The 22,100-nt window shown below is 40.9% G+C and carries 22 protein-coding genes; 10 read left to right on the top strand and 12 right to left on the bottom strand.

The genetic code is table 11. The features are described 5' to 3' along the window. Positions 1-166: 166 nt before the first annotated feature. A complete protein-coding gene (locus tag ACEQZT_RS07705; protein WP_370088852.1) occupies positions 167-700 on the top strand; it encodes an RNA methyltransferase in 534 nt (177 codons plus the stop codon). A gap of 62 nt (positions 701-762) precedes the next feature. On the opposite strand, the gene ACEQZT_RS07700 is transcribed toward ACEQZT_RS07705, so the two are convergent. The 3 genes from ACEQZT_RS07700 to ACEQZT_RS07690 all read right to left on the bottom strand — a co-directional run bounded on the left by ACEQZT_RS07700 (position 763) and on the right by ACEQZT_RS07690 (position 3,714). After that, positions 763-1,605: a hypothetical protein gene (locus ACEQZT_RS07700; protein ID WP_370088851.1), complete on the bottom strand. Its 843-nt coding sequence runs from the start codon at positions 1,603-1,605 to the stop codon at positions 763-765. A gap of 71 nt (positions 1,606-1,676) precedes the next feature. After that, complete coding sequence (locus ACEQZT_RS07695) at positions 1,677-3,038, bottom strand: ATP-binding protein (RefSeq protein WP_370088850.1); 1,362 nt, start codon at positions 3,036-3,038, stop codon at positions 1,677-1,679. Further along, positions 3,028-3,714, bottom strand: coding sequence for a response regulator (locus ACEQZT_RS07690; RefSeq protein WP_370088849.1), 687 nt, complete (start codon positions 3,712-3,714; stop codon positions 3,028-3,030). Before ACEQZT_RS07690 ends, ACEQZT_RS07695 begins: the two co-directional genes overlap by 11 nt. An 87-nt stretch (positions 3,715-3,801) precedes the next feature. Between ACEQZT_RS07690 and ACEQZT_RS07685 the strand changes: the two genes are divergently transcribed. Next, positions 3,802-5,409, top strand: coding sequence for a murein L,D-transpeptidase (locus ACEQZT_RS07685; protein WP_370088848.1), 1,608 nt, complete (start codon positions 3,802-3,804; stop codon positions 5,407-5,409). Between the two features lie 3 nt (positions 5,410-5,412). Beyond that, positions 5,413-6,330, top strand: coding sequence for a hypothetical protein (locus ACEQZT_RS07680; protein WP_370088847.1), 918 nt, complete (start codon positions 5,413-5,415; stop codon positions 6,328-6,330). A gap of 78 nt (positions 6,331-6,408) precedes the next feature. Here the strand turns inward: ACEQZT_RS07680 and ACEQZT_RS07675 are convergent, their stop codons facing one another. From ACEQZT_RS07675 to ACEQZT_RS07640, 8 genes are all read right to left on the bottom strand, one after another. Continuing rightward, positions 6,409-6,936 (bottom strand): ferritin, encoded by a 528-nt coding sequence (locus tag ACEQZT_RS07675; protein WP_370088846.1) that lies wholly within the window; start codon positions 6,934-6,936, stop codon positions 6,409-6,411. A gap of 34 nt (positions 6,937-6,970) precedes the next feature. Beyond that, complete coding sequence (locus tag ACEQZT_RS07670) at positions 6,971-7,306, bottom strand: hypothetical protein (RefSeq protein ID WP_370088845.1); 336 nt, start codon at positions 7,304-7,306, stop codon at positions 6,971-6,973. Beyond that, entirely contained in the window at positions 7,287-7,472 is a 186-nt protein-coding gene (locus tag ACEQZT_RS07665) for a hypothetical protein (protein ID WP_370088844.1), read from the bottom strand. Before ACEQZT_RS07665 ends, ACEQZT_RS07670 begins: the two co-directional genes overlap by 20 nt. A 218-nt stretch (positions 7,473-7,690) precedes the next feature. Further along, on the bottom strand, positions 7,691-8,134 hold the full coding sequence (locus tag ACEQZT_RS07660; RefSeq protein WP_370088843.1) for a hypothetical protein: 444 nt from the start codon (positions 8,132-8,134) through the stop codon (positions 7,691-7,693). Then, entirely contained in the window at positions 8,131-10,593 is a 2,463-nt protein-coding gene (locus tag ACEQZT_RS07655; protein ID WP_370088842.1) for a TonB-dependent receptor domain-containing protein, read from the bottom strand. Before ACEQZT_RS07655 ends, ACEQZT_RS07660 begins: the two co-directional genes overlap by 4 nt. Further along, a complete protein-coding gene (locus tag ACEQZT_RS07650) occupies positions 10,574-11,986 on the bottom strand; it encodes an HTTM domain-containing protein (protein ID WP_370088841.1) in 1,413 nt (470 codons plus the stop codon). Before ACEQZT_RS07650 ends, ACEQZT_RS07655 begins: the two co-directional genes overlap by 20 nt. Then, the gene (locus ACEQZT_RS07645; protein WP_370088840.1) at positions 11,986-13,107 is read right to left on the bottom strand and encodes an imelysin family protein; all 1,122 of its coding nucleotides are present in this window, start codon (positions 13,105-13,107) and stop codon (positions 11,986-11,988) included. The genes ACEQZT_RS07650 and ACEQZT_RS07645 overlap by 1 nt, the downstream gene beginning before the upstream one ends. A 69-nt stretch (positions 13,108-13,176) precedes the next feature. Next, positions 13,177-14,403, bottom strand: coding sequence for a DUF4856 domain-containing protein (locus tag ACEQZT_RS07640; protein WP_370088839.1), 1,227 nt, complete (start codon positions 14,401-14,403; stop codon positions 13,177-13,179). Between the two features lie 236 nt (positions 14,404-14,639). Here ACEQZT_RS07640 and ACEQZT_RS07635 point away from each other — a divergent pair, with 236 nt between their 5' ends. Continuing rightward, the gene (locus tag ACEQZT_RS07635) at positions 14,640-15,026 is read left to right on the top strand and encodes an acyl-CoA thioesterase (RefSeq protein ID WP_370088838.1); all 387 of its coding nucleotides are present in this window, start codon (positions 14,640-14,642) and stop codon (positions 15,024-15,026) included. Here the strand turns inward: ACEQZT_RS07635 and ACEQZT_RS07630 are convergent, their stop codons facing one another. Further along, positions 15,027-15,713: a LuxR C-terminal-related transcriptional regulator gene (locus ACEQZT_RS07630; protein ID WP_372530144.1), complete on the bottom strand. Its 687-nt coding sequence runs from the start codon at positions 15,711-15,713 to the stop codon at positions 15,027-15,029. 68 nt (positions 15,714-15,781) lie between these two features. On the opposite strand from ACEQZT_RS07630, the gene fumC reads away from it, so the two are divergent. From fumC to ACEQZT_RS07600, 6 genes are all read left to right on the top strand, one after another. Beyond that, complete coding sequence (gene fumC, locus ACEQZT_RS07625) at positions 15,782-17,185, top strand: class II fumarate hydratase (RefSeq protein ID WP_370088836.1); 1,404 nt, start codon at positions 15,782-15,784, stop codon at positions 17,183-17,185. A 77-nt stretch (positions 17,186-17,262) separates the two neighbouring features. Next, on the top strand, positions 17,263-17,880 hold the full coding sequence (locus tag ACEQZT_RS07620; protein WP_370088835.1) for an Ezrin/radixin/moesin family protein: 618 nt from the start codon (positions 17,263-17,265) through the stop codon (positions 17,878-17,880). A 75-nt stretch (positions 17,881-17,955) separates the two neighbouring features. Then, positions 17,956-18,747 (top strand): type I methionyl aminopeptidase, encoded by a 792-nt coding sequence (gene map / locus ACEQZT_RS07615; protein ID WP_370088833.1) that lies wholly within the window; start codon positions 17,956-17,958, stop codon positions 18,745-18,747. Between the two features lie 50 nt (positions 18,748-18,797). Next, positions 18,798-20,591, top strand: coding sequence for a chloride channel protein (locus ACEQZT_RS07610; protein WP_370088832.1), 1,794 nt, complete (start codon positions 18,798-18,800; stop codon positions 20,589-20,591). A gap of 398 nt (positions 20,592-20,989) precedes the next feature. After that, positions 20,990-21,460, top strand: coding sequence for a TlpA family protein disulfide reductase (locus tag ACEQZT_RS07605; RefSeq protein WP_370088830.1), 471 nt, complete (start codon positions 20,990-20,992; stop codon positions 21,458-21,460). A gap of 15 nt (positions 21,461-21,475) precedes the next feature. After that, positions 21,476-22,099, top strand: coding sequence for a thioredoxin family protein (locus tag ACEQZT_RS07600; RefSeq protein ID WP_370088828.1), 624 nt, complete (start codon positions 21,476-21,478; stop codon positions 22,097-22,099). Position 22,100 lies beyond the last annotated feature (1 nt).

Raw genomic sequence — 22,100 nt, 5'->3', positions numbered from 1 at the left:
TTAGTTTTGTGGTTTGGATTGCAATATTAATAGTTACCGATCGATTAATGTTGACTAGAAGTGAAGACCATTTATCAATATGTCATCCTGAGGGACGGAGGATCTAACTAGCAAGTAAAAAAGATTCTTCACTGCGTTCAGAATGACACTGTTTATAAAATAAGAAATGCGAAAAATTAAGAACGAGGAGCTTAATCGTTTGTCGACGGATGAATATAAAAGTGCTGAAAAAAATCCTGTGGTTTTGGTGCTGGATGATGTGCGCAGTGCCATGAACGTAGGGTCAGCTTTTCGGACATCCGACGCGTTTCGTGTTGAAAAAATATACTTGTGTGGCATCACCGCTCAGCCACCTCACCGGGAGATTAATAAAACGGCACTTGGAGCACAGGATTCGGTTGAGTGGGAGCATGCAGAGCAAATCACCGATTGCATTACCAACCTAAAACAAGCAGGCTATCAAATTGTGGCCGTTGAGCAAGCGGACGAAAGTACCAGCCTCCTCAATTTTAAAATTCGATCAGATCAGAAATACGCTTTTGTATTCGGTAACGAAGTATTTGGAGTGAATGACAAGGTAGTAGAAACGGCAGATACCGTGCTGGAAATACCTCAATATGGCACCAAGCATTCACTGAATATTTCAGTGAGTATTGGGGTGGTGCTTTGGGATTTTGTGTCAAAATATAAGCCCGCCTAAAAAAGAAAGGCCAGATCACAAAAGACCCAGCCATTCACCGCTTAAACCATAGTTCAGGAGAACTATTTTCCTAACCTAATTTGAGCTGATCCCACCTCGTCATTTTCATGATACACAAGGATGGAATAAATTCCTTCTTTCAGTTTTTGCTCTGGTTGAAACTTCAACTCAATTCTCTTTTTGCTCTTCTCAATCATGTTGCTTGTTGAAGCATAGTAAACCGGAATTTCAGTGACATTTACCGCCAGTTTACCACTGAGCTCTCTACCGGTCTGCTCTCTCACCACCAGACGATAGTTTGAATCTATACCGTATGAAAGCGCGTCAAAACTTACCTCCAGTTTGCCCATTTTCTTAGCACGTACTGTCAGCTTATCGTTCTTTTTCTTCATCGCATCTATTCGATAGTTTTCAGTAGAAAGCACATTGTCCACAAACTTATCATCCGGACTTTCTTTTAGACTTGCAATCATCAGATTTGCCTGGCTCAGTTCATTAGACAGCCTTTCATTTTCACGAGATAGTTCAGCTATTCTTGCGTTCAACTCATCATTGAGTTTTTTGATTTTTGAAGACTCGGCTTGATAAACAATCGCTGGTGTGTCCTTAGACATCTTGGCCAGAGCTTTCTCCTTTTCAGCCAACTTCGCTTTCAGTTTTTCCAGATCTTTATCGAGATTTTTATTCTTGCCTTCATAAGATGCTAATTGGGATTTGAAGTTTTTAATCTCTTTTTCCAACTTCATCTTTTCAGAAAGGGCTTTTTCAGATTTTAATTTCTCGCGATCCAACTGCCCTGATATATCCTTATTAAGCGCGATTTTCTCAAAGGCCACAAACATTACCACTAGCAGTAAGGCAGTAGATGCTATTGCCACTACTTTTGATTTACTTTCTGTTTTCATTTTCAATTTCCATTTTGATCATTCAAACGAACCGATCATTAAAGCCTTCTTAAAAGGAAATTAAAATCACATTAAAATTTTCGAGGAAAATCAATATGCATTCTGGTACCTGGATTTTCATTCTTCACCTCTATTCTGGCATTGTGTAGCAAGATGATTTGCTTAACCAGGGCAAGCCCAATTCCATAACCACGAAAGGAAGATGTTCTGCTTCCCCTAAAAAATGGTTCAAAAATTTTTTCAACCTCATCAGGTTCAATCCCAATACCACTGTCTACAATATCGATACACAACGACATGGAGCTGATGCTGAGGATCACCTTCACTTTTGATCCTTCGGAATATTTACATGCATTTTCAATCAGATTGCTAATTGCCAAAACCAACATTTCTTCATTCCCCTGGATGATAAACTCGTTTTCTGCCTCAGGTAAATCCTGATAAATAATTTCAATAGGGGAATCACGCTCCTTTCTTACCTGCTCTACTGAGAGAAATAAAATTTCATCAATTCGAACAGATTCCGGTTTCAGGGCAGCCTCGGAAGATGTTAATTGGAACAAGCGCAAAAGGCCGTTAGTCAGTTTTTTTAGTTTTAGCAGTTCTTCATTTACAGAAATCAACACCTCTCTGTACTCAGTTTCATTTCGCTCCTGCATTAGCACAACCTCAATCTGGCCAAGAATGGTTGTGAGGGGTGTTCTTAGTTCATGAGATGCGTACGAAACGAATCCTTTTTGCGTAGCGAAGGCATTTTCAAGACGATTGAGCATCCGATTGAAGGTCAAAGCCAGGTTAGCCAGTTCATCTTTTCCATTTCCTTCATCAAGTCGGCTGCTCAAGCTCTTTTCTGTAATTTGATTCACTTCTTCAATGATGTCGTTTACTGTCTTGAAGGCTCTGGAAACGAATACCATTCCAGAGAGCCAAACAATGATGAGGGAGATAGGAAATACAATCAGTAAGACAGTCCTTAGGTATGAAAGCTTACCCAGCCCATATCTGTCGTAAGCTGAAGCAATCACCACAAAACGATCGTATTCGCTTATATAAAGCGCTCCCACGTAATCTTTAGTATTATGTGTAAACTCAACTTTCTGCTCCAACCGTATCTTGTCAATTAGCTGCTGATCAATATGGTCTCCAATAATTGTCGGGTTAGAATAAACCATCTGATTGAGGAAGTCGTAAACGATCACTTGCTCATCTGGTAGCGAAGCAGTGTTTTCATCAATAATCCTTAGCAGTTGCTCATCTATTTCTTCAACATCCACCAACAGTTTAGCCGTGTTTATCGCCTTTTCATACAGACGATCATAAAACTGTTCTTTTCTAAAGTTGGCTGACAATACGTAGATAAGTAGAAAGGCAAACAAATTGATTCCTGCAAGAATCAAGGTGAAAATGATGACCAGTCTTGTTTTAATCTTCATCTGGTTCTCTAAGTGTATAACCCATACCTATCACCGTATGAATCAGTTTTTTTGAAGCATCCTTATCTATCTTCTTTCGAAGGAAGTTTACGTATACGTCGATCACGTTTGTGCCGGTATCAAAATTCAGATCCCAGACTTTTTCCGCAATGTCTATTCTGGAAATTACCTTTCCGCGGTTTCGTATCAGGTATTCTAGGAGTGCATACTCCTTGGCGGTAAGGTCTATTCTTTTGTTTGCTCTTTTTACCATCTTGGTTTCAAGATCGAGTTCCAGGTCTGCAACCGTTAGCAGCTTTTTGTGTGATGAACCTTCAGAGCGCTTTATCAGCACATTGAGCCTGGCAAGCAACTCCCTGAATTCGAATGGCTTTAGCAAATAATCATCAGCTCCTGATTCAAACCCACTAATTTTATCTTCAATGGTACCCATCGCAGTTAGCATCAAAATCGGGACATTACTGTTTGTCTCTCGAATCTTTCTAGCGACATCATATCCATTTGCACCTGGCAGATTTACATCAAGTATGATTGCATGAAAAGATCCTGAGCTGGCTAGCCTGGAGCCAATGACTCCATCGTAAGCTAATTCGACATCAAATTGATTTTCTAAAAGACCCTTTTGTATAAGCTTAGCGACTTTCGCTTCATCTTCAATGATGAGGATTTTTTTCATCTATTTGCTAACATGCCCTGCTTCAACGTAAACGGATTTTGCTTGTTGCTTAGAAACTCGGAACTAAAACAAAGTACCTTTAACGCCATGAAGCCTTTAAAAATCTTATTATTCACAATTGGTGTAATCTCGTCCTTGGCTCTCTCCCCTGTAGATCAAGACGAATTCATTCGTCAGAAAGTGGAGATGATATCGTCAGGAATTCCGGTCCTTGTTGGAGAAGATCCAATCTACTGCAGAACAGTACTCCCTAGATTTTATCAAGAGCGTCAATTTAAGAAAGCATGGAATGATAAGGATGCAAAAGAATTGATTCAGGCTGTTTCTGATGCAGATGAAGAAGGACTCACCCCGACCGACTATCATCTGGAACTACTTCAGAAACTTCAGGTCACAGAGAAAGATGAAATACAGAAAGCTGAATATGATTTGTTATTGACAGATGCTTTTTTACTCTACGCCTCTCACTTTCTAAATGGAAAAATAAACCCGGAAACAGTTGATAGTGAGTGGCAGGCTGTTAGGCGCGAAGGAGATGCTAAGGTAGTATTGGAGGAGGCGCTCAATAAAAATAAAGTTCGTGAAGTGCTCAAAGAATTAGCTCCTGACCATATTGGTTATAAAGGGCTGAGAAATGCCCTCAGAGAATACAGATCCGTGGCAAAAAAAGGAGGCTGGGAATCGATCCCCGCTGGTGAAACCTTAAAGCCAGGCATGGTTGACAGTGTTCGAATACCACGATTGATCAGCCGACTTAAAACTTCATTAGATCTAAAGCAAAATCCAGCCGATCAGTTTACCTATTCGGAGCAATTGGCAGAAGCTGTCAAAAATTATCAGGTAAGAAATGGGCTGGAGGCCGACGGCAATCTTGGGAAGCTCACAACTGCCTCTCTCAATGTACCGGTTGAGGATCGCATCAATCAAATAATCATAAACATGGAGCGCTATCGCTGGGCGGCTGAAGAAATGGGTAGCCACTATGTGATTGTGAATATTGCTGATTATCAACTTCAAGTTTTTAAGGATAAGAAGAAAACTTTTGAAGAGAAAGTGATCGTGGGGAAACCCTTTCGGAAAACTCCGGTTTTTAGTAGCAAAATGTCTTACATGGTATTGAACCCAACCTGGACAGTACCACCTACCATTCTTTTCAACGACATTCTACCGGAAGCCAAAAAAGATCCCGGCTATCTGGTGAACAAGAACATTAGGGTGTTAAGCGGGCAAGGCAGCAATGCCACCATCATCGATCCATACACCATTGATTGGAGTACTCTTTCCAAATCAAATTTTCCTTACACTCTCCGACAAGATTCTGGTCCTACTAATGCTTTAGGTGCCGTAAAATTTATGTTCCCAAACAAGTACAACGTTTACATACATGACACGCCAAGCAGGGAACTGTTTAATAGGACAGACCGTGCCTTTAGTTCCGGATGTATTCGACTGAATAACCCATTGCAATTTGCAGGCTACCTGATGCAGGGGCGGTCAGATTGGACACTGGAAAAAATTCAGCAGGCAGTGAAAGAAGGAAAAGAGCAATCCGTTATGCTAAAAGAGCCTTTGATGGTGCATATTTTGTATTTGACATCATGGGTTAGCGAAGGCAAGGTTCAGTTTAGAAGTGACCTTTACGAAAGAGACCGTCCAATCCTAAAAGCTTTGGGAGATAAGCCTCCTACTATTTAGTCTATGAAGAAATATTTGCTATTCGTGGTGAGTGTTTGTGCACTCCTTCAATCGAGTGCATACACCGATGAACGAGCGGGATTTACGATTACAGTCAATGGTGAATTGAATCCTTATCGCATATTTTCGACTTTCGTGATGCCGGGCTCTGAAGTTATCATTAGCAGTACGGAGGCCATCACCGTGAAAAGCACTCAACTGACAGTCAATTCTACTTCATTTAATACACGCTGGCGGGTTATTGCTTCTTCAAAATCAGGAGCTTACACGGTTGATGTCACCAATCAGTCTGGGAAATTGATCAAAGTAAATGTGCTGACCCTCACTCCGTTGACTCAATTGAAAGGTGAATACCTAAATGGCTATCGAATTGGCCTTTACCCGGAGCAACCACTCAGGGGCAACCCCATTTACAACGCACCGAAAGGATTATTTGAAGTCACACCTGATAATAAAGATTTGATGCTGACGCCTCACTTTTCTGTGCGCCAGTTCTTGTGCAAACAAGCCGGAGGGTTTCCCAAATATGTCATTGTCAGAGAGCGGTTGCTTTTGAAGTTGGAATACATGCTGGAACGGGTAAATGAAAAAGGATATGCCATAGAAACCTTCGGATTCATCAGCGGGTATCGTACGCCTTTTTATAATAAATCAATCAAAAACGTTCAATACAGTCGTCATGTGTATGGTGGAGCAGCTGATATCTTCATCGATCAGAATAAAGATGGTAGCATGGATGACCTGAATAAGGATGGAAAGATTGATGAGAAAGACGTACGGATCTTTTATGATATTGTAGACAATGAGTACACAAAAGATCGTTACTCAGCCTTTGTAGGCGGGCTGGGCTTCTATCGTAAAAACAGTAACCACAATGGCTTTATCCATGTGGATGTGAGAGGAAGTAAGGCAAGGTGGTAATAAAAAAGCTTCCCGTTGGGAAGCTTTAGATATCTCAATAACGTCTCCTTCGACAAGCTCAGGATGGCATTTATTTGCTTACCCTTCTTCGTACTTTATTTCAAGGATACGCTCCTCAAACATACCAAGTGCGATTTTGTCTTCGCCAAGTACATCGAACAATTCGAGCGCTCTTCTTGCCACATACTCTTCTTCGATCTGCTCTTGAACGAACCATCGCATAAATTCCTCTGTAGCAATGTCATTGTATTTTCGGCACTCGCCCACGATCTCATGAATAGCGTCAGAAACTGCAATCTCATGCTCTAGTGCTTTTTCAAACACCTCACGAAGTGAACCAAAATCATGTTGACTTTCACCTACTGTTGGAGATACCGCATCGCACTCCATATCGCACAGGTAATGAAATAATTTCAACTGATGCTTACGTTCCTCATCCGACTGCTTAAAGAAAAAGTCAGCACTATTATCATACCCTCTCACATCACACCAGGCAGCCATCGCCAGGTAGGCAGCTGATGAGTGTGCTTCCATCTTAATTTGTCTGTTCAACACATCAACGATCTCATCTTTGAGAACATGATGTCTTCTTAAAATATCTTTCATAACAAGTTCTTTTCCCTTTTTTACTTATAACTGCTCAGAAGTTGAATACGTTCTTTCTTAAAATCTTCTGAACAGCGCTATTAAGTGCTAAGGTATCGAAGGTTCCGTTTAGAAGCTCTCTAAATTCCAGTATCTCGCGAAGGGATAATACGAGGAATCGATCGCAGTGAGGGAGGTGTATGATCTCTACATCAGGAGCTGTGCTTTCCAGTAGTTCCATGATATCAAAAGCCATGATGCTTTTTCTGAAAGCATACAAATCGCAAAGTTTGAAAGCGATCTCTTCCTGATCATACATCAGCAAAAATGAGTCTGTAAGCTCGCATTGCTTGATTGAAGCACTTCTGGTTTTATAAATCTCTTCCTGCATTTTGACACATGGCATGTAATGTTGGACATGACTTACAGTACTTTCCCTTTTTCTTCATGTACTTAAAGCAGCACTCTTCCTTCAGTTTTTTCCCCTTCTTTTTCTTCTTAAGAAGGTGCTCTTCATAGAGCTTGGAAACCGGAAGTTGTAAAGGGATACTACTCATTCGTCAAATCCTTATTTAGAATCTATCTAAATACAACGCAAACGTAAATCCAGTTCACGAATGTTCCAAGCTTATTTAGAATTATTCTAAAGTTGCAAGCGGCGACAAGCATTAACTCAAAAACTGTTCAGAATATTCCCACTTATAGGAGGGTTAGGAGATGGTTTTTAAAACACCCCTAGTCCCCTCAAGGGGACATTTGATAATCTAAAGTTTAGTCAAAAATCCTGATTCCAGATGGAAGAATCGTTTGGGATGGTGATTTTAATAAACTTATGTTTGGTGGCATTGTGGCACAGGTTGCAGCTACTGATCATCAATTCATAATTCTCCAGAAACAGCACTTCATTTTTCTGCCTGATTGCTTCCTCTACCTTTTCGATTTTGGGTAAAAGCATCGCCTCTGAAAGGTTGCTCAAATTGAAGTTGTCATGAATGACATCACTCGCAATCAAATTCTCTGTAACTTCCTCCAGTTCATGGGTGTAGAAGTCCGCCAACTCCCAGTTTTGGTTTGTTCCAGCCAGATATAACTTCTGTGAAAAACGCTGATAATACCCCATGGTTTCAATGACAGGGTATTCTTTTACTTCCTTTTTCTGCTCTTTTTGAGAACAGGAAAACAGGAGTGCTGCTAGAAATAACAAACTCACATACTTCATAACTTCAATTGCAGAGTTAGGTAATAGTTTCTTGGCTCAGACGGAATGATCCCCGGTCCGGGATATCCGGTAGCTCTCCTTGTGAAATACTTCTCATCCAACAAATTGTTTACCCCGGTTTCAATTTTAAATCGTTTGATCACATACGATAGGGACAAGTCCATGATGCTGTAGGCTGGGATTATTCCTTTGATACCAGCCTGATCCGGATCCCTAGAGTTTTCTACATCTGTGAATTGGTCAGATATGTGCGTGAACTGGAAGCTGCCCAACAAATTCCTGTATCCAAACCTCAATCCGGTTTTTAAATTCACGTCCGGTACAGCCGCCACCTCACGGCCTTTTACATTGTTATCCTCAGAATTCAAAAATCTAGATTTTGTAAAAGCGGAATTGATAAACCAATTCAGCTTGTAGTCACCAGACATCTTCATAGTCTTGGCCAAATTCCAATCTACAAAAATTTCCAAACCCAGAATCAACGCATCACCCACATTCTTTCGCTCCCTGCCTGCCCTGTCATTGGTCACATCATCTATTTTACCTTCATATAAAATTCCGTATATCCCGGCATCATAAGATATAATGCCTTTCCACTTTCCCCTAACCCCCAGATCGAAGGTGTAACCATTTTCATCTGTGATATTTGGATCAACAACAAAGGTTGGATTAGTGATCCGAATGTTGCTAAAAGTAACCGAGCGATAGTTTTGAGAGAGGTTCGAATAAATTTCCAGATTATCATCCTTGCTATAGCTCAACCCCACTCCCAGTAAAAGAAAAGATCGCTGAAATAATCTGTTTTCAGTAGAATCACCAAGAGGTGTCACATTATTAGCAAGGTCTAAAGTTTCTACATTGTATACGCCATTAGCTTCGGTTTTTATGTACTCGTACCTAAGTCCCGGAGTTATAGACAATCGCTCATTTATGAAAATGATATTTTCACCAAATAACGCCAAATTCCTATTTGGGTATCGGTAGTTTGCCTGATTCACATAATCGGGATCTTCATCTAACGCCAAGTTAAAATCTGCGTCAGCACCTTTACTGCCTGGGCCTTGAAGATCGGCATTGTTAGCATGGTAATATTTTGATCCCAGCAACAATACTGCATCCTTTTTTCCTAGCCCATAACGTGTTAGGTATCTTAATTCAGCTCCCCAATTCTTAAATTCTGACTTCAGCAAGTCGCGGGAAAAAGTATAATTTCCATTTTGATCCCTCTCGTCTTTCTGCTCCACAGGATTGACCATTGGATCTCTTGGGTTCCCTCTAAACCCAACTGCATTTCGCTCGGCATCAAGTCCAAATAGTGTGAGGCTTAAATCTGATCGTGTGGAAAGCTTATGCTCGAGCTTCAGTGCATATAACTTCCAGTTTACTTCGAACCAATTTCGGGATCGATTACTCACAGTGTAAGCGGAATCAGACTGAAACCATGAATCCGTCAGGCCTCCCGGCTGCTGAGCTAAATAATTGAGTGATGTGAATTCAAACGTAGCGGATGTGTTTTCAGTGAATGCATAGCCGAAGCTGCCAAAATAATTTTTGGACTCAAATCCGGAGTTCGGGCGAAATCCATCGCCCGTCTTGTAGTTGAAGTAGGTGTAATAAGAGAATTTGTCAACTGTCCCGCTAAGGGAATTAAATGAATTGAACAAACCAAAGGAACCAACTGACTGTCGGCTGATCAATTCGATCGGTTTCTCTGCCGGTTGCTTCATTTTAAAATTGATCAGTCCTCCGAATTGCGTTCCATATTGTAGCGATGCGGCACCCCTCACAACCTGAATTTCGCTAAGGGCCTCTGCTGGTGGAGTGTAGTAGCTTTCCGGATAACCCAACACATCTGCACTGATGTCATACCCATTTTGACGAGTGTTGAAGTTTGAGGTTCTGTTTGGATCGAGCCCTCTTCCTCCTACATTTAGTTGCAGGCCTGCATCTATACTTTCGTAGATATTGAGCCCAACTACCTGAGAATAAATCTGGCGAGCATTATTGGTTGCTGCATTGCCTACCATCTGATCTAACAAAACAACCTCCGATTTTTTTCCGGCATAAATGGCCGTTCCTTCCACAGGCTGCAGCCTGTTAAGTGCGAAAATCTCCTCTCGCTTTCGGCTGATCACTACTTCAGAAAGCTCTTGCTGAAATTCTTCCATTGTGATGGTGATTTCCTGGTTTCCTGTGATCTCAACTTCAAACTCCTGAGTCTGATATTCCAGCGACATCACCACAATCTGATGTGTGCCCGACGGCAAGTTATTTATCCTAAAAGCTCCGGATATTCCGGTGCTCGTCAGTTGGCTGGTGTTGCGATTATAGACCTCTGCCTTACTGATGGGCTTGCCGCTTTCACTATCTATTACGGTACCCGAAAGCGTATACTGAGCCATCAGTGGCCCTACCATCAATATCCCTGCAACCGCTAGTTTAAATCCCTTTAATCTCATCCTTGAATGGCAGTATCCAGTTTTTATGTTTGAATGATTCTTGTTGCTTGGCCAAATCAACCGAGGGGTCTATAAATGGTTGGCTCCTCCGGCCATTTAATGCAGCATGGCTCTCTACATAGACCTCAACTTCTTTTCCCTGTGCTGCAAAATGATCGCGAAGATAGTGCGCATATTCCAGGACAAAATCAGGCTGAAATGACATTTGTTTCTCCTGAAAGGAGGTTAGAAAATCACTATTGTCAATGTAAAAAATCTCGTTGTTAGTTCGATCAATAATCTTGAAATTGGCATAACCAGCTTTTTCCATCAGCATCACTCTCCATGAAAAACGAAAGCCCTCTTCTGTCCAGAAAAGCTCACCGGGATACAAGAGGTATCGCCAGGGAAGTAACAGCTGGATAACAAAGAAGATAGTAAGGAGAGTGAGTTTCCATTTTGGTGTCCTTGGTGAATTTGATTTAGATGTCATCTCGAATGTAGTGAGAGATCTATCCTCTTTATAAATGCTCTCTCCTTTTGATAGTAGATTTCTCGTTGCACTCGAAATGACACTTATAATTTTATTTATTGCTTCTATTATTCTTTCATTCACCCTCGCATCAAAGAATATCAGTGCACTCACAATCATAATGTATGGGAACATGCCAATTGGGAAAAGTACGCGAGTGAGCATATGGAAGATAATCACCATGGCAAATGCAAAGAGCCTAGTTCTTCGCCACAATAACAGAAATGGAATGCATAAATCATAAATCACTCCCCCCCAGCTGAAAGCGTAAATAACCCATTCCTGATGAAGAAAGTCTCCTAGAATTGGAACGTCGTATTTTCCGGGAAGCCATATTTTGAGGGGCATTGCACGAAACAGCCAATCGGAATTAAGCTTGGCTAAACCTGCGTAGAAATAAACAATACAAAGTAGCAGCTTGATACTATCAACACTCCATTTGGGCACATACTGCTGTGATCCTTTTTGGCTTGCATCCCGTGAAAAGTATCGTTCTGCAGGTAGAAAAATCATAAGAAAACTCAGCAGGCTTATGAAATAATAGTGGTTCAGGTAGGTGGTTTTATCCATCAGCTCGATGTAGGTGAAGCTGAGAAAAAAAGTGACGATTGATAATCTGTATCGATATCCGATGGCTACAGCAAGAGCAGCAAGTCCACAAATGATGAAAAGTAAGTACGTATAACCTCCAAGCGGCTTGACCCACTCAAACCCATAATACGAAAAGAAAAAAGACGGTTCTATGTATAGCTTTTTGATCCAGCCGTTCCCCCAAAATCGAATGATGCTGACGAACATCATCAAGCCAAAGAAAATACGAAAGACTGCCAGTGGGGCAGCCTTTGTTTCTTTTAGGAAATATGGTTGATCAAAGAAGGACATCAATCTCCATCAGCATCTACATAGTCCACACGTATATTGAGTGCCTGAAGCATATCCACTTTCATATTGATGACATTTTTTTGGAGCTCATCGTATGTCTCAAGCATCATAGAGTTGTCACTCTCAATCTGCACTGAAAAATTAGCTTCTAATCCTTCAGCCTCATTTTTTGCCAAATCAAATTGAGCATTGATAAGTTCTCCCAAGTCTTCACCCTGACTAATCTCCTGAACAAAGTCGAGGTATGCTTTTAAGCCTAAACCTTCTACAGGAAGGTTTGAATCCGGTGACTTTCCGTTGAAGAATGTTTGCATCGCATTTAGGCCAGCCATGAAAAGCTCTTTTGATTTTCCACTGTACAATCCTTCTACTTTTTCAGAGGCAGTCGATCCAGTAAACACCCCTGCCGGAATGCCAATTTTTCCTGCTCTTAAGTGCTTCTCGTAATAGAAGATGTAATCATTGACCAGCTTATTGACTGAGGAAGTTGCTTCAGATCCACTATTGTTGACAAACGTATCACGATATCCATTTTTCCAATCATCCAGTACGGTAGTAGCTAATGTTTCTAACCTTTCTGTCAGATCCAGTAAGAAAACCTTGTATGGATGATTGACCATCTCCTGCGAATACAAATCAATGATTGCCTGATCTGTGTCTCTGACTCCATAAATCAAATATTCAATTGCAGGAAATCCTTGTTCATCTTGTTTGTTGACAGACGTCAGATCATAGTTTCCATCCTCAATGGTTTTGACCAGATCACCAATATTGGTTGGATAGATGTTGGTATAGTTGATCAGCGTGATTGATTCAGCTTTTCCAATTTCAAACATCGCCACCTTTTGCCATGCGATATTCGCATTCAGCCAGGCAATTCTTATGTTTTCCAGATTTTCCTGAGAAGGTGTTGAAGTGAATGTCTCAGTATTTGCATGAAGTTCTGTCAAGGCAGAAACATATGATTCATAGCCGGGGATAATGATATTATCCGCCCAGTTTTCCAGCATCGCCTTTCGGTCAAAATTATCATTGGCGATTCCACCCTCATCTTCAGAGCATCCGATGAGAGTTAAGCCTGCAACAGCTATGAGGCTAAAAATCAAATGTATTTTCTTCATTCTTCTCAATTTCTCAAACCTTTCAAAGGGGGCATTTAACCCCCTTCAATTTTTAATTTGTCTTTACACTTAGCTGCCAGCCTCCTCTACGGTAAAGGAGAATTTTGCAGCTATGTCATTTGAAATATCATCCAGGGTAGTTGTGGTTACATCCCAGAATCCATTTCCGGCCATCAAATCGTCGATCATGGTATTCACTTCAGCATTCGTAAAGTATGATGCTTCACTATTTGGCTGTCTGGTGAATTGAAGGCTGTACACAAAGCCTATTCCTTCAGACAGGTCATGAAATACGGAAGCATAATCTATCGTCTCCGCTTCCAGTCCTGCTTTACCTTGCTGTAGGTAGTATACCGCTCTGATCGCAATGATCATCGAAAGCTTTTCCCTTATGATTTCTGCCTGAGTATCTCTTACCTGATAATCGCCCGCTACAATTGCAGCTCTTCCTAGTTTGAATGCATTGAAGATATCATCAGCAATTCCAGTAAAATCTTCATCACCCTCCACTCTTCCGATGTATTTGTACAGGAAACTATCATTGTCTCCAAGTGTAGCATTGGGATTTGCTTCGTTTGTCGCTTTCGCATAAGCATAGCCGTATGCTTCATCCCACTTGTGCTCCATGCTAGTATACACTTTGCCATCTTCAAGCATACCTGCATCATTATCTTCAACATTGGTTCCTCCATCCAGCACAGATGTGCTTATATAATTGTTGACAATCTGATCCACGAATAGTGCACCGATCAATCCTTTACCAAAAAGTTGATTTAACTCTAAACCTTTGCCATTTACGTATCGGACAGAACCACCACCTGCTTGTTGGATCTGACCAGCAACACCGGCACTTGCCTCTGTTTCCCAATTAGGAAATACATCAGCTACTTGTTCCGCAATCCAGCTATCAAAATCGGACTTGATCTCTGCAGAAAGCGTGGCATTTGCAGAAAAGAAATCAGCGGATGCGGCTGTTTTACTTCTTACACTTTTGTCAGAAGCATTCAGCCCAAAATTGGATTCATCGGCAAAATCCTGAGCACCTTCTTCATGCGCAAACATGGCATCTATGGTAGCTTCTGAAAGAGCAGGATTGCTAAGAGCAGATACAATTTCCTCCGCCATAAGCGTGCGTGTGGTCTGGCCACTAAAAGATACGGTGGACTCGCCATCTCTACTAAAACTATATGTATCCGGTACTGTAATCTCGATTCCCGGATTATCGTCATCTCCACAGCTGGTTGAGCATATGGTTATCCCCAAAAGGAGTGCTAAAATTTTTGTTTGTTTGATCATAATTATAAGCGTTGCAAAAATATATTCTGTTGTTCTGTTTAGAATCATTCTAAACAATGCAAAATTGAATTTCAGACCAGTTTCCTACAATCGCTATCGGTGGGGAAATTTTGTATCACTAGAAGTAGTGATGTGACTAGCTAAGGCTAGTGATTATATAACTAGTTTTCGTGACACTAGCTAAGATTAAAACCTTAAATCGAAGATGTCTGTTATTCTCCGTAAATGATTCCAATATGACCTTAGACGAACGAATAGAAAAATCAGAAACGCGAATTTTCAAAGCGGTTTTCCCAAATACTACTAATCATTACGACACACTTTTCGGGGGCACGGCAATGCATGCCATGGATGAAGTAGCGTTTATCACGGCCACCAGATTTAGCAGAATGCGAATGGTGACGGTGAGTAGCAGCAAGATCGATTTTAAAAAGCCTATTCCAGCCGGAACAATTGTCGAATTGATAGGAAGAGTTACTGAAATAGGAAATACGAGTCTGAAAGTTTCCGTCCAGATTTTTATTGAAGAAATGTACTCAGAAAGTCGTGAGCAGGCGATTGAAGGCGAGTTTTCATTTGTAGCAATTGATTCTGACAGAAATCCAATACCTATTCCAAAATAATCAGGAACGGACTATGCCCGACTCCAGTGCATAAACGATCAATTCTGCTGGTGAATTCAGGTTTAATTTTCTAAGAATATTCTTTCTGTGAGAGTTAATTGTATGAATGCTCAAATGCAATTCCTCAGCTATTTGGGCTGTGGTTTTTCCTTTGGTAATCAACTCCAATACCTCATATTCCCGAGGTGAAAGAGAGGTGGGTTCACAATCTTCCTCCTTTTCAGGATTATGTACAACCAAGTCCAGAATATTATTGCAGAAGAATCGGTTGCCCTGAGCAACGGCTCGGAGCGCATTGACAATTTCTTCCTCACTGCAATTTTTCGTTAGAATGCCCTTAATTCCCATTGCCAGAAGCTGTTGAATGGACTCCCTGGTCTGACTATTTGAGATTACCAGAAAACTACAAGAGGTACTCTTCTTTAGCTCCTTTAGAACAGGAATAAGCTCTCTGTCCTTATCTGATATGTCAATCACCACCAGATCTGGAGAGGTAGTTTGCACTGAGTTACTCAGATTAGATGGAGTATCGATCATTTTCACCACCTCAAATCCTGGCATTGCCTTGATCAAAGAGGCAATACCCTGACGGGTCAGATACTGAAAATCTGCAAGTAGGACTGAGGTTGTCAATGTCTTATTTAGAATAATTCTAAACAAAAGTATGTCGGAAATTTGATTAAGCAAAAAGCCGACTCATTTGAAATTCAAAAGCACAATCCCGTGTTAGATTTGTGCCAACAAATTATTGCAACATGGAATACCGAATAGAACATGATACAATGGGCGAAGTGAAAGTGCCTGCCGATAAATATTGGGGTGCACAGACTCAGCGCTCACGAGACAACTTCAAAATAGGAGGCGAAAAAAATCAAATGCCGATGGAGATCATCCGAGCGTTTGCGATTTTGAAAAAATCAGCCGCCGAAACTAACATGGAGTTAGGTGTTCTGGCTAAAGAAAAATCTGACCTGATTGGGAAAGTATGCGATGAAATCCTGGAGGGAAAACTCGATGATCAGTTTCCGCTTGTGGTTTGGCAAACAGGATCGGGAACTCAATCTAACATGAACTCTAATGAGGTTATTGCAAATCGAGCACATGTTCTTAATGGTGGATCTTTATCCGACGATAAAAAAATCATCCACCCTAATGACGATGTAAACAAGAGCCAAAGCTCCAATGATACCTTCCCAACAGCCATGCATATTGCGAGCTACAAGATGGTTGTAGAAAATACCATTCCGAAGGTGAAGAAGTTGAGAGATACACTTCATAAGAAGGCAGAGGCTTTTATGAATGTGGTGAAGATTGGTCGAACTCACTTCATGGATGCAACACCGCTTAGTCTTGGACAGGAATTTTCTGGTTATGTATCCCAACTGGATCATGGCCTGAAGGCATTGAATAACACGCTGGATCACCTGTCTGAGTTGGCACTTGGTGGTACGGCTGTTGGAACAGGTCTAAATACGCCTGAAGGATATGCAGAGCTCGTTGCAAAGAAAATTGCCAAGTATTCAGGTATGCCAATGAAAACTGCCGAAAACAAATTTGAGGCGCTGGCCGCTCATGATGCTATAGTTGAAACACACGGAGCTTTAAAGCAGCTTGCTGTAAGTCTAATGAAAATCGGCAATGATATCAGGATGCTTTGCTCAGGTCCTAGAAGTGGAATTGGAGAAATCCTGATTCCTGAGAATGAACCTGGGTCATCCATAATGCCAGGAAAGGTAAACCCAACGCAATGTGAAGCCCTCACGATGGTGTGTGCTCAGGTGATTGGAAATGACGTAGCTGTCTCCGCTGGAGGTATGACCGGACATTTCGAACTGAATGTATTCAAACCGATGATGGTATTCAATTTGCTCAATTCTGCCCGATTAATTGGAGATGCATGTGAATCTTTTAATGATAATTGCGCCATAGGAATAGAGCCAAATCATGAGGTGATTAAGGAAAAATTGGAAAATTCCCTGATGCTGGTAACGGCCCTTAACACTCACATTGGCTATGAGAATGCGGCTAAAATTGCCAAAAAAGCTCATAAGGAAGGCACTACTCTTAGAAAAGCGGCCATCGAGTTGGGACTTGTTACGGATGAACAATTTACGGAATGGGTTAAGCCTGAAGATATGATCGGATCGCTAAAAAGTTGATTCTTTATCCATTATCAAGAGATTTTTGTACTTTAGTAACATTAATGATTGCGTAAAAACCCAATTTCAACAGGAAGATGAAAAAATCAATATCACTTATCGCATTGGCACTCTGCTGTGTATTTGCATTTGAAGCAAATGCTCAGATGGATAAAAAGGAAGCTAAAGAGTGGAAAAAAAGAATCAAAAAGCTTGAGCCAGAACAGTACAAGCAACTCCTTGACGAGAATAAATCTTTGAAAGGTCAGGTAACAAGTCTAAAAACAGAGCTTGGAAATATCGATGATAGACTTGCTGAAAAAGATGAGCAAATTTTGACTTACCAAACACAAATTGGTGACTTGCGAACAGAGCTATCAAGGCTGCAAAGTAAGCAACCAGCTGATAATGTAGCTACCAAGAACACAGGTGGTGGAATTGATGAAAGCAAAGGAATTGTTTTCAAAGTGCAGCTAGGTGCTTACGGCAAGAAAGAAGATCTTTCTAAGTATGACAACTCTCCAAACTTTGGTGCGGAAAGTGCTGATGGCCTTCAGAAATACACCATCGGTGTATTCAGAGATTACTGGGAAGCAGACAATTTCAAAAAGCACCTAAGATCGATGGGTGTGAAGGATGCCTGGGTAGTTTCTTACAAAGATGGGGTGAGAGTTCCAATCAAAGATGTGCTTGAGGGGGTGACCAAAAAGTCATAAAAATTTACACAAAACATGTGAAGCCCTGATTCTTAGCTAAGAGTCAGGGCTTTTTGTTTGTATTTTTGCAGTCGCATGATCAAATACAAAACACCAGAGGAAATAGAAATCATGAGGGAAAGTGCCCTCACCGTCTCCAAGACATTAGGTCTTATGGCTGAAAAAATTGAACCCGGCGTGAATCTATTAGATCTTGATCGCCTGGCTGATGAGTTCATCCGAGACCATGGTGGGGTACCCGCTTTTTTAGGTTTATATGATTACCCAAAGTCGATCATTACCTCAGTAAACGAGCAAGTGGTTCATGGAATTCCAACAGACCGACATCTGGAAGAAGGGGATGTTGTTGGTGTTGATATAGGTGTTTTAAAAAATGAATATTACGGTGATCATGCATACACCTTTGCTGTAGGAGAAATTGATGATGAGGTGAAGCAATTATTACGAGTAACCAAAGAATGCCTAGACAAAGGCATTGAACAGTTGGTGGCCGGAAATAGAATCGGTGACTTGAGCTTCGCTATTCAGCAGCATGCCGAAAGTCATGGCTATGGAGTAGTGCGGGAGTTAGTGGGACATGGTTTGGGAAGGAAAATGCATGAATCTCCCGAAGTGCCAAACTTTGGTAAGCGTGGTAAAGGCAGCAAAATTCAGGAAGGATTGGTTGTGGCTATTGAACCGATGATCAACATGGGAACGCGAAGAGTCATCCAACTAAATGATGGCTGGACAATCATTACAGCTGATAAAAAACCATCTGCTCACTTCGAGCATGACGTTGCTGTTGTAAATGGTAAACCTGAAGTCCTCTCTACCTTTAAGTACGTGGAGGAAGCTCTCGAAAAGAAAAATGCAGTGATTATTTAGCTTCCTTTGTATGCTGAATCTATCGCATACCTTTGCCCTAGTTACGTAAAATGGCAAGTCAAGGAAAAAGTACGTTCAGCACATTGATGATGAAGTTTTTGGTGTGGCGAATCAGACACATCAGCGACAACAACTTCTTGCTTATTACTGCCGGACTGATTGGGGTTTTTTCCGGTTTGGCCGCTGTTCTCCTGAAAACCACCGTTCATGCGATCATTCATTATCTGGAATTGAATTTAAATCTTTTCGGATTCAATTATTTATACCTCGGATATCCCCTCATTGGCATCTTGCTAACCGTGATTGTCGCCCGCTATGTTTTCAAAGAAAATCTTGGACATGGCATCACTCAGATACTTTACTCTATCTCCAAAAATTCAAGCATCATCCGCAGCACCAGGATGTACTCCCGGATGGTCACCAGTGCTATCACTGTTGGATTTGGGGGATCGGTTGGACTGGAGGCCCCTATTGTGGTAACAGGTTCAGCTATTGGATCAAATCTGGCACGGCTCTTCCATCTTGGCTATAAAAACAGAACCGTGCTACTTGGTTGTGGTGCTGCAGGAGCTATTTCTGCAATCTTTAATTCACCGGTTACGGGGGTGATTTTTGCTATGGAGGTTATCCTGACTGAGGTGAAAATCAGCAGATTTATTCCATTGCTAATTGCTTCTGTTTGTGGCCAGTTGGTTGCTTTGGTTTTGCTAGGTGAAGACATCCTTTTCTCGTTTAAGCTCACTGAAAATTTTGTTACTGGCGAAACAGGATATTATCTATTGCTAGGGGCAGTTTGCGGCCTGATTTCCCTCTACTTTACTCGGATCATGTATTTTTTTGAGGGCAACATCAAAAAGCTTAAAAATGAATTTGGGAGAGCTGCTGTTGGTGGCATTTCATTAGCACTTATTATCCTCACTTTTCCACCCATCTACGGAGAAGGATATGATACGATCAAAAGCCTTTTGCAAGGAAACTCTGCCAGCGTATTTCATCACAGTTTCTTTTATCAATTATCAGAACATCAGGCCTCTCTGATTATTTTTCTTTTCTTGATTTTACTGGTAAAACCAATTGCAACCGCACTCACCATAGGTGCCGGAGGTAGTGGTGGAATTTTTGCTCCTTCCCTTTTTATGGGTGGGCTTTCGGGTTTTGTGTTTAGCTCCACATCCAACTCCATCCTCAACACCTCGCTGAGTACAAGCAATTTTACTCTCGTTGGGATGTGCGGAGTAATGAGCGGGGTGCTACATGCACCTCTCACAGCGATATTTCTAATCGCAGAAATCACAAGTGGATATGGCTTATTTGTTCCATTGATGCTGGTCTCAGCTATATCGTTTAGCACTATCTCGTATTTTGAAAAGCATAGCATCTACACAAAGCGTTTGATTGAAACCGGTGACCTCATCGTGTATGACAAAGACCAGATCGTTCTTAGCCTGATTGACTTGAAAAAGATTATTGAAAAAGACCTGCTGATCATTCGTCCTGACTCAACGCTCGAAGACCTGGTTAAGCTAGTCATGAAAAGCAAGCGAAACATTTTTCCGGTAGTAGATGAGAATAAAGAATTGCAAGGAATAGTGACCCTGGATGATATCAGGGAAATGATGTTCGATGAAGAATCAAGACAAAATGTGATTGTAAAAACAATTATGCAAAAACCCCCTGCGAGTGTTTCTCCTCAAGAAAAAATGCAATCTGTTATGAATAAGTTTGAAGTAACACAAGCATGGAATCTACCCGTCATTGACAATGGAAAGTATATCGGTTTTATTTCCAAATCCAGAATTTTCAACGCTTACCGTAAAAAGCTAATCAGGCAGACTGCTGAGTGATTATCATTTGATAAAAAACTGAAAGTCAGCTATTTAGGTAATCACATTTATAGTTATCAACAAATAGCCATTCAAGAATTCATATAGTAACTTATTGATTTTGAATCGCTTAGATTAAAAGATTGATGAAGTGTGGATAAGTGGCCAATAATGTGGATAACTTATTTGATTAAAATTTGCTTTAGTTTAATCGTTGATTTTCAGATTCTTCAATTAATGACTTAAGAAATACTTATTGTGCTCCTGTAAGGCGATAAAGAGACTCTCTAGAGTAACTAACCAAATGTCAATTCCAATCCCCACGATCTTATATTAATAAAGCCATGATCTAGGTTTCGTCCAAAATCTTGTTTTCAATTTTTACAATAAAACCTCTATAAAGTAATTTCGTATTTGATATGATGAAGAAAATTGCATTGACTCTTTGTATAGTAGCAACTTTACAACTGACAGCTCAAGAGGTGGAGGTAGTTAAGTTTGCCGATCTTCAGAAAAAGATGATTTCCACGGAGGCTCAGCTTACTGTTTTTAACTTTTGGGCTACCTGGTGTGGGCCATGTATAAAGGAGTTGCCCCATTTTGATGCATTAGAAAGTGAGAATAAAAATGTGAAGGTCTACCTCGTGAGTATTGATTTTCAAAGTGAGTTGGAGAAGGTGAAAAAGTTTGTGGAGAAAAAATCATTGCAATCCGAAGTACTTTTTCTAGATGAAAAGGACCCTGATGATTACATGGAAAAAGTAAGTACTCAATGGACGGGAGCAATTCCTGCCACGTTATTTGTCACTGACTTGGGTAAAACGTATTTCCACGAAAGTGCGTTTACAAAGGAAGAATTAGAGAAAACCATTAAAAAATATTTGAATTAACGAATGTCTAAAACCATGAAAAGAACATTTATACTCATCATTGGAGTAATGGCTGTGGTGGCCGTACTCTTTATGAACGCCTCAGAGCCAGCAGCCGGATATGGAGTGGGAGATTACGCCGCAGATTTCAAGCTACCTAACGTAGATGGCAAAATGGTGTCTATGTCGGATTATAGCTCAGCAAAAGGCTTTATAGTCGTATTTACTTGCAATACCTGCCCTTATGCCAAGGCGTATGAGTCGAGAATTATTGATTTGGATAAGAATTATGCAAGCAAAGGATTTCCTGTAATCGCTATTAATCCTAACGATGTTTCTCAGCAGCCTGGTGACTCTATGGATGAGATGAAGAAAAGATCTAACAATAAAGGATATACCTTCCCATATCTGAGAGATGACAGTCAGGAAGTGGCTAAAGCTTTTGGTGCGACAAAGACTCCACATGTTTATGTGTTAAACAAGGAAGCCGCTGGGAAGTTTAAAGTTGAGTTCATTGGCGCTATTGATGATAGTCCCAACGACCCTTCTGATGTTTCAGAAACCTACGTTGAAGATGCAATCAATGCGGTACTTTCTGGAAGCAAACCATCAGTGACGGAAAAAAGAGCAATCGGCTGTACCATCAAATGGAAAAGTTGAT

This window comes from Ekhidna sp., from assembly GCF_964218185.1.
Classification (GTDB): domain Bacteria; phylum Bacteroidota; class Bacteroidia; order Cytophagales; family Cyclobacteriaceae; genus Ekhidna.
Note: the sequence above shows the minus strand (reverse complement) of the source record. Positions and strands in the feature narration are given on the sequence as shown.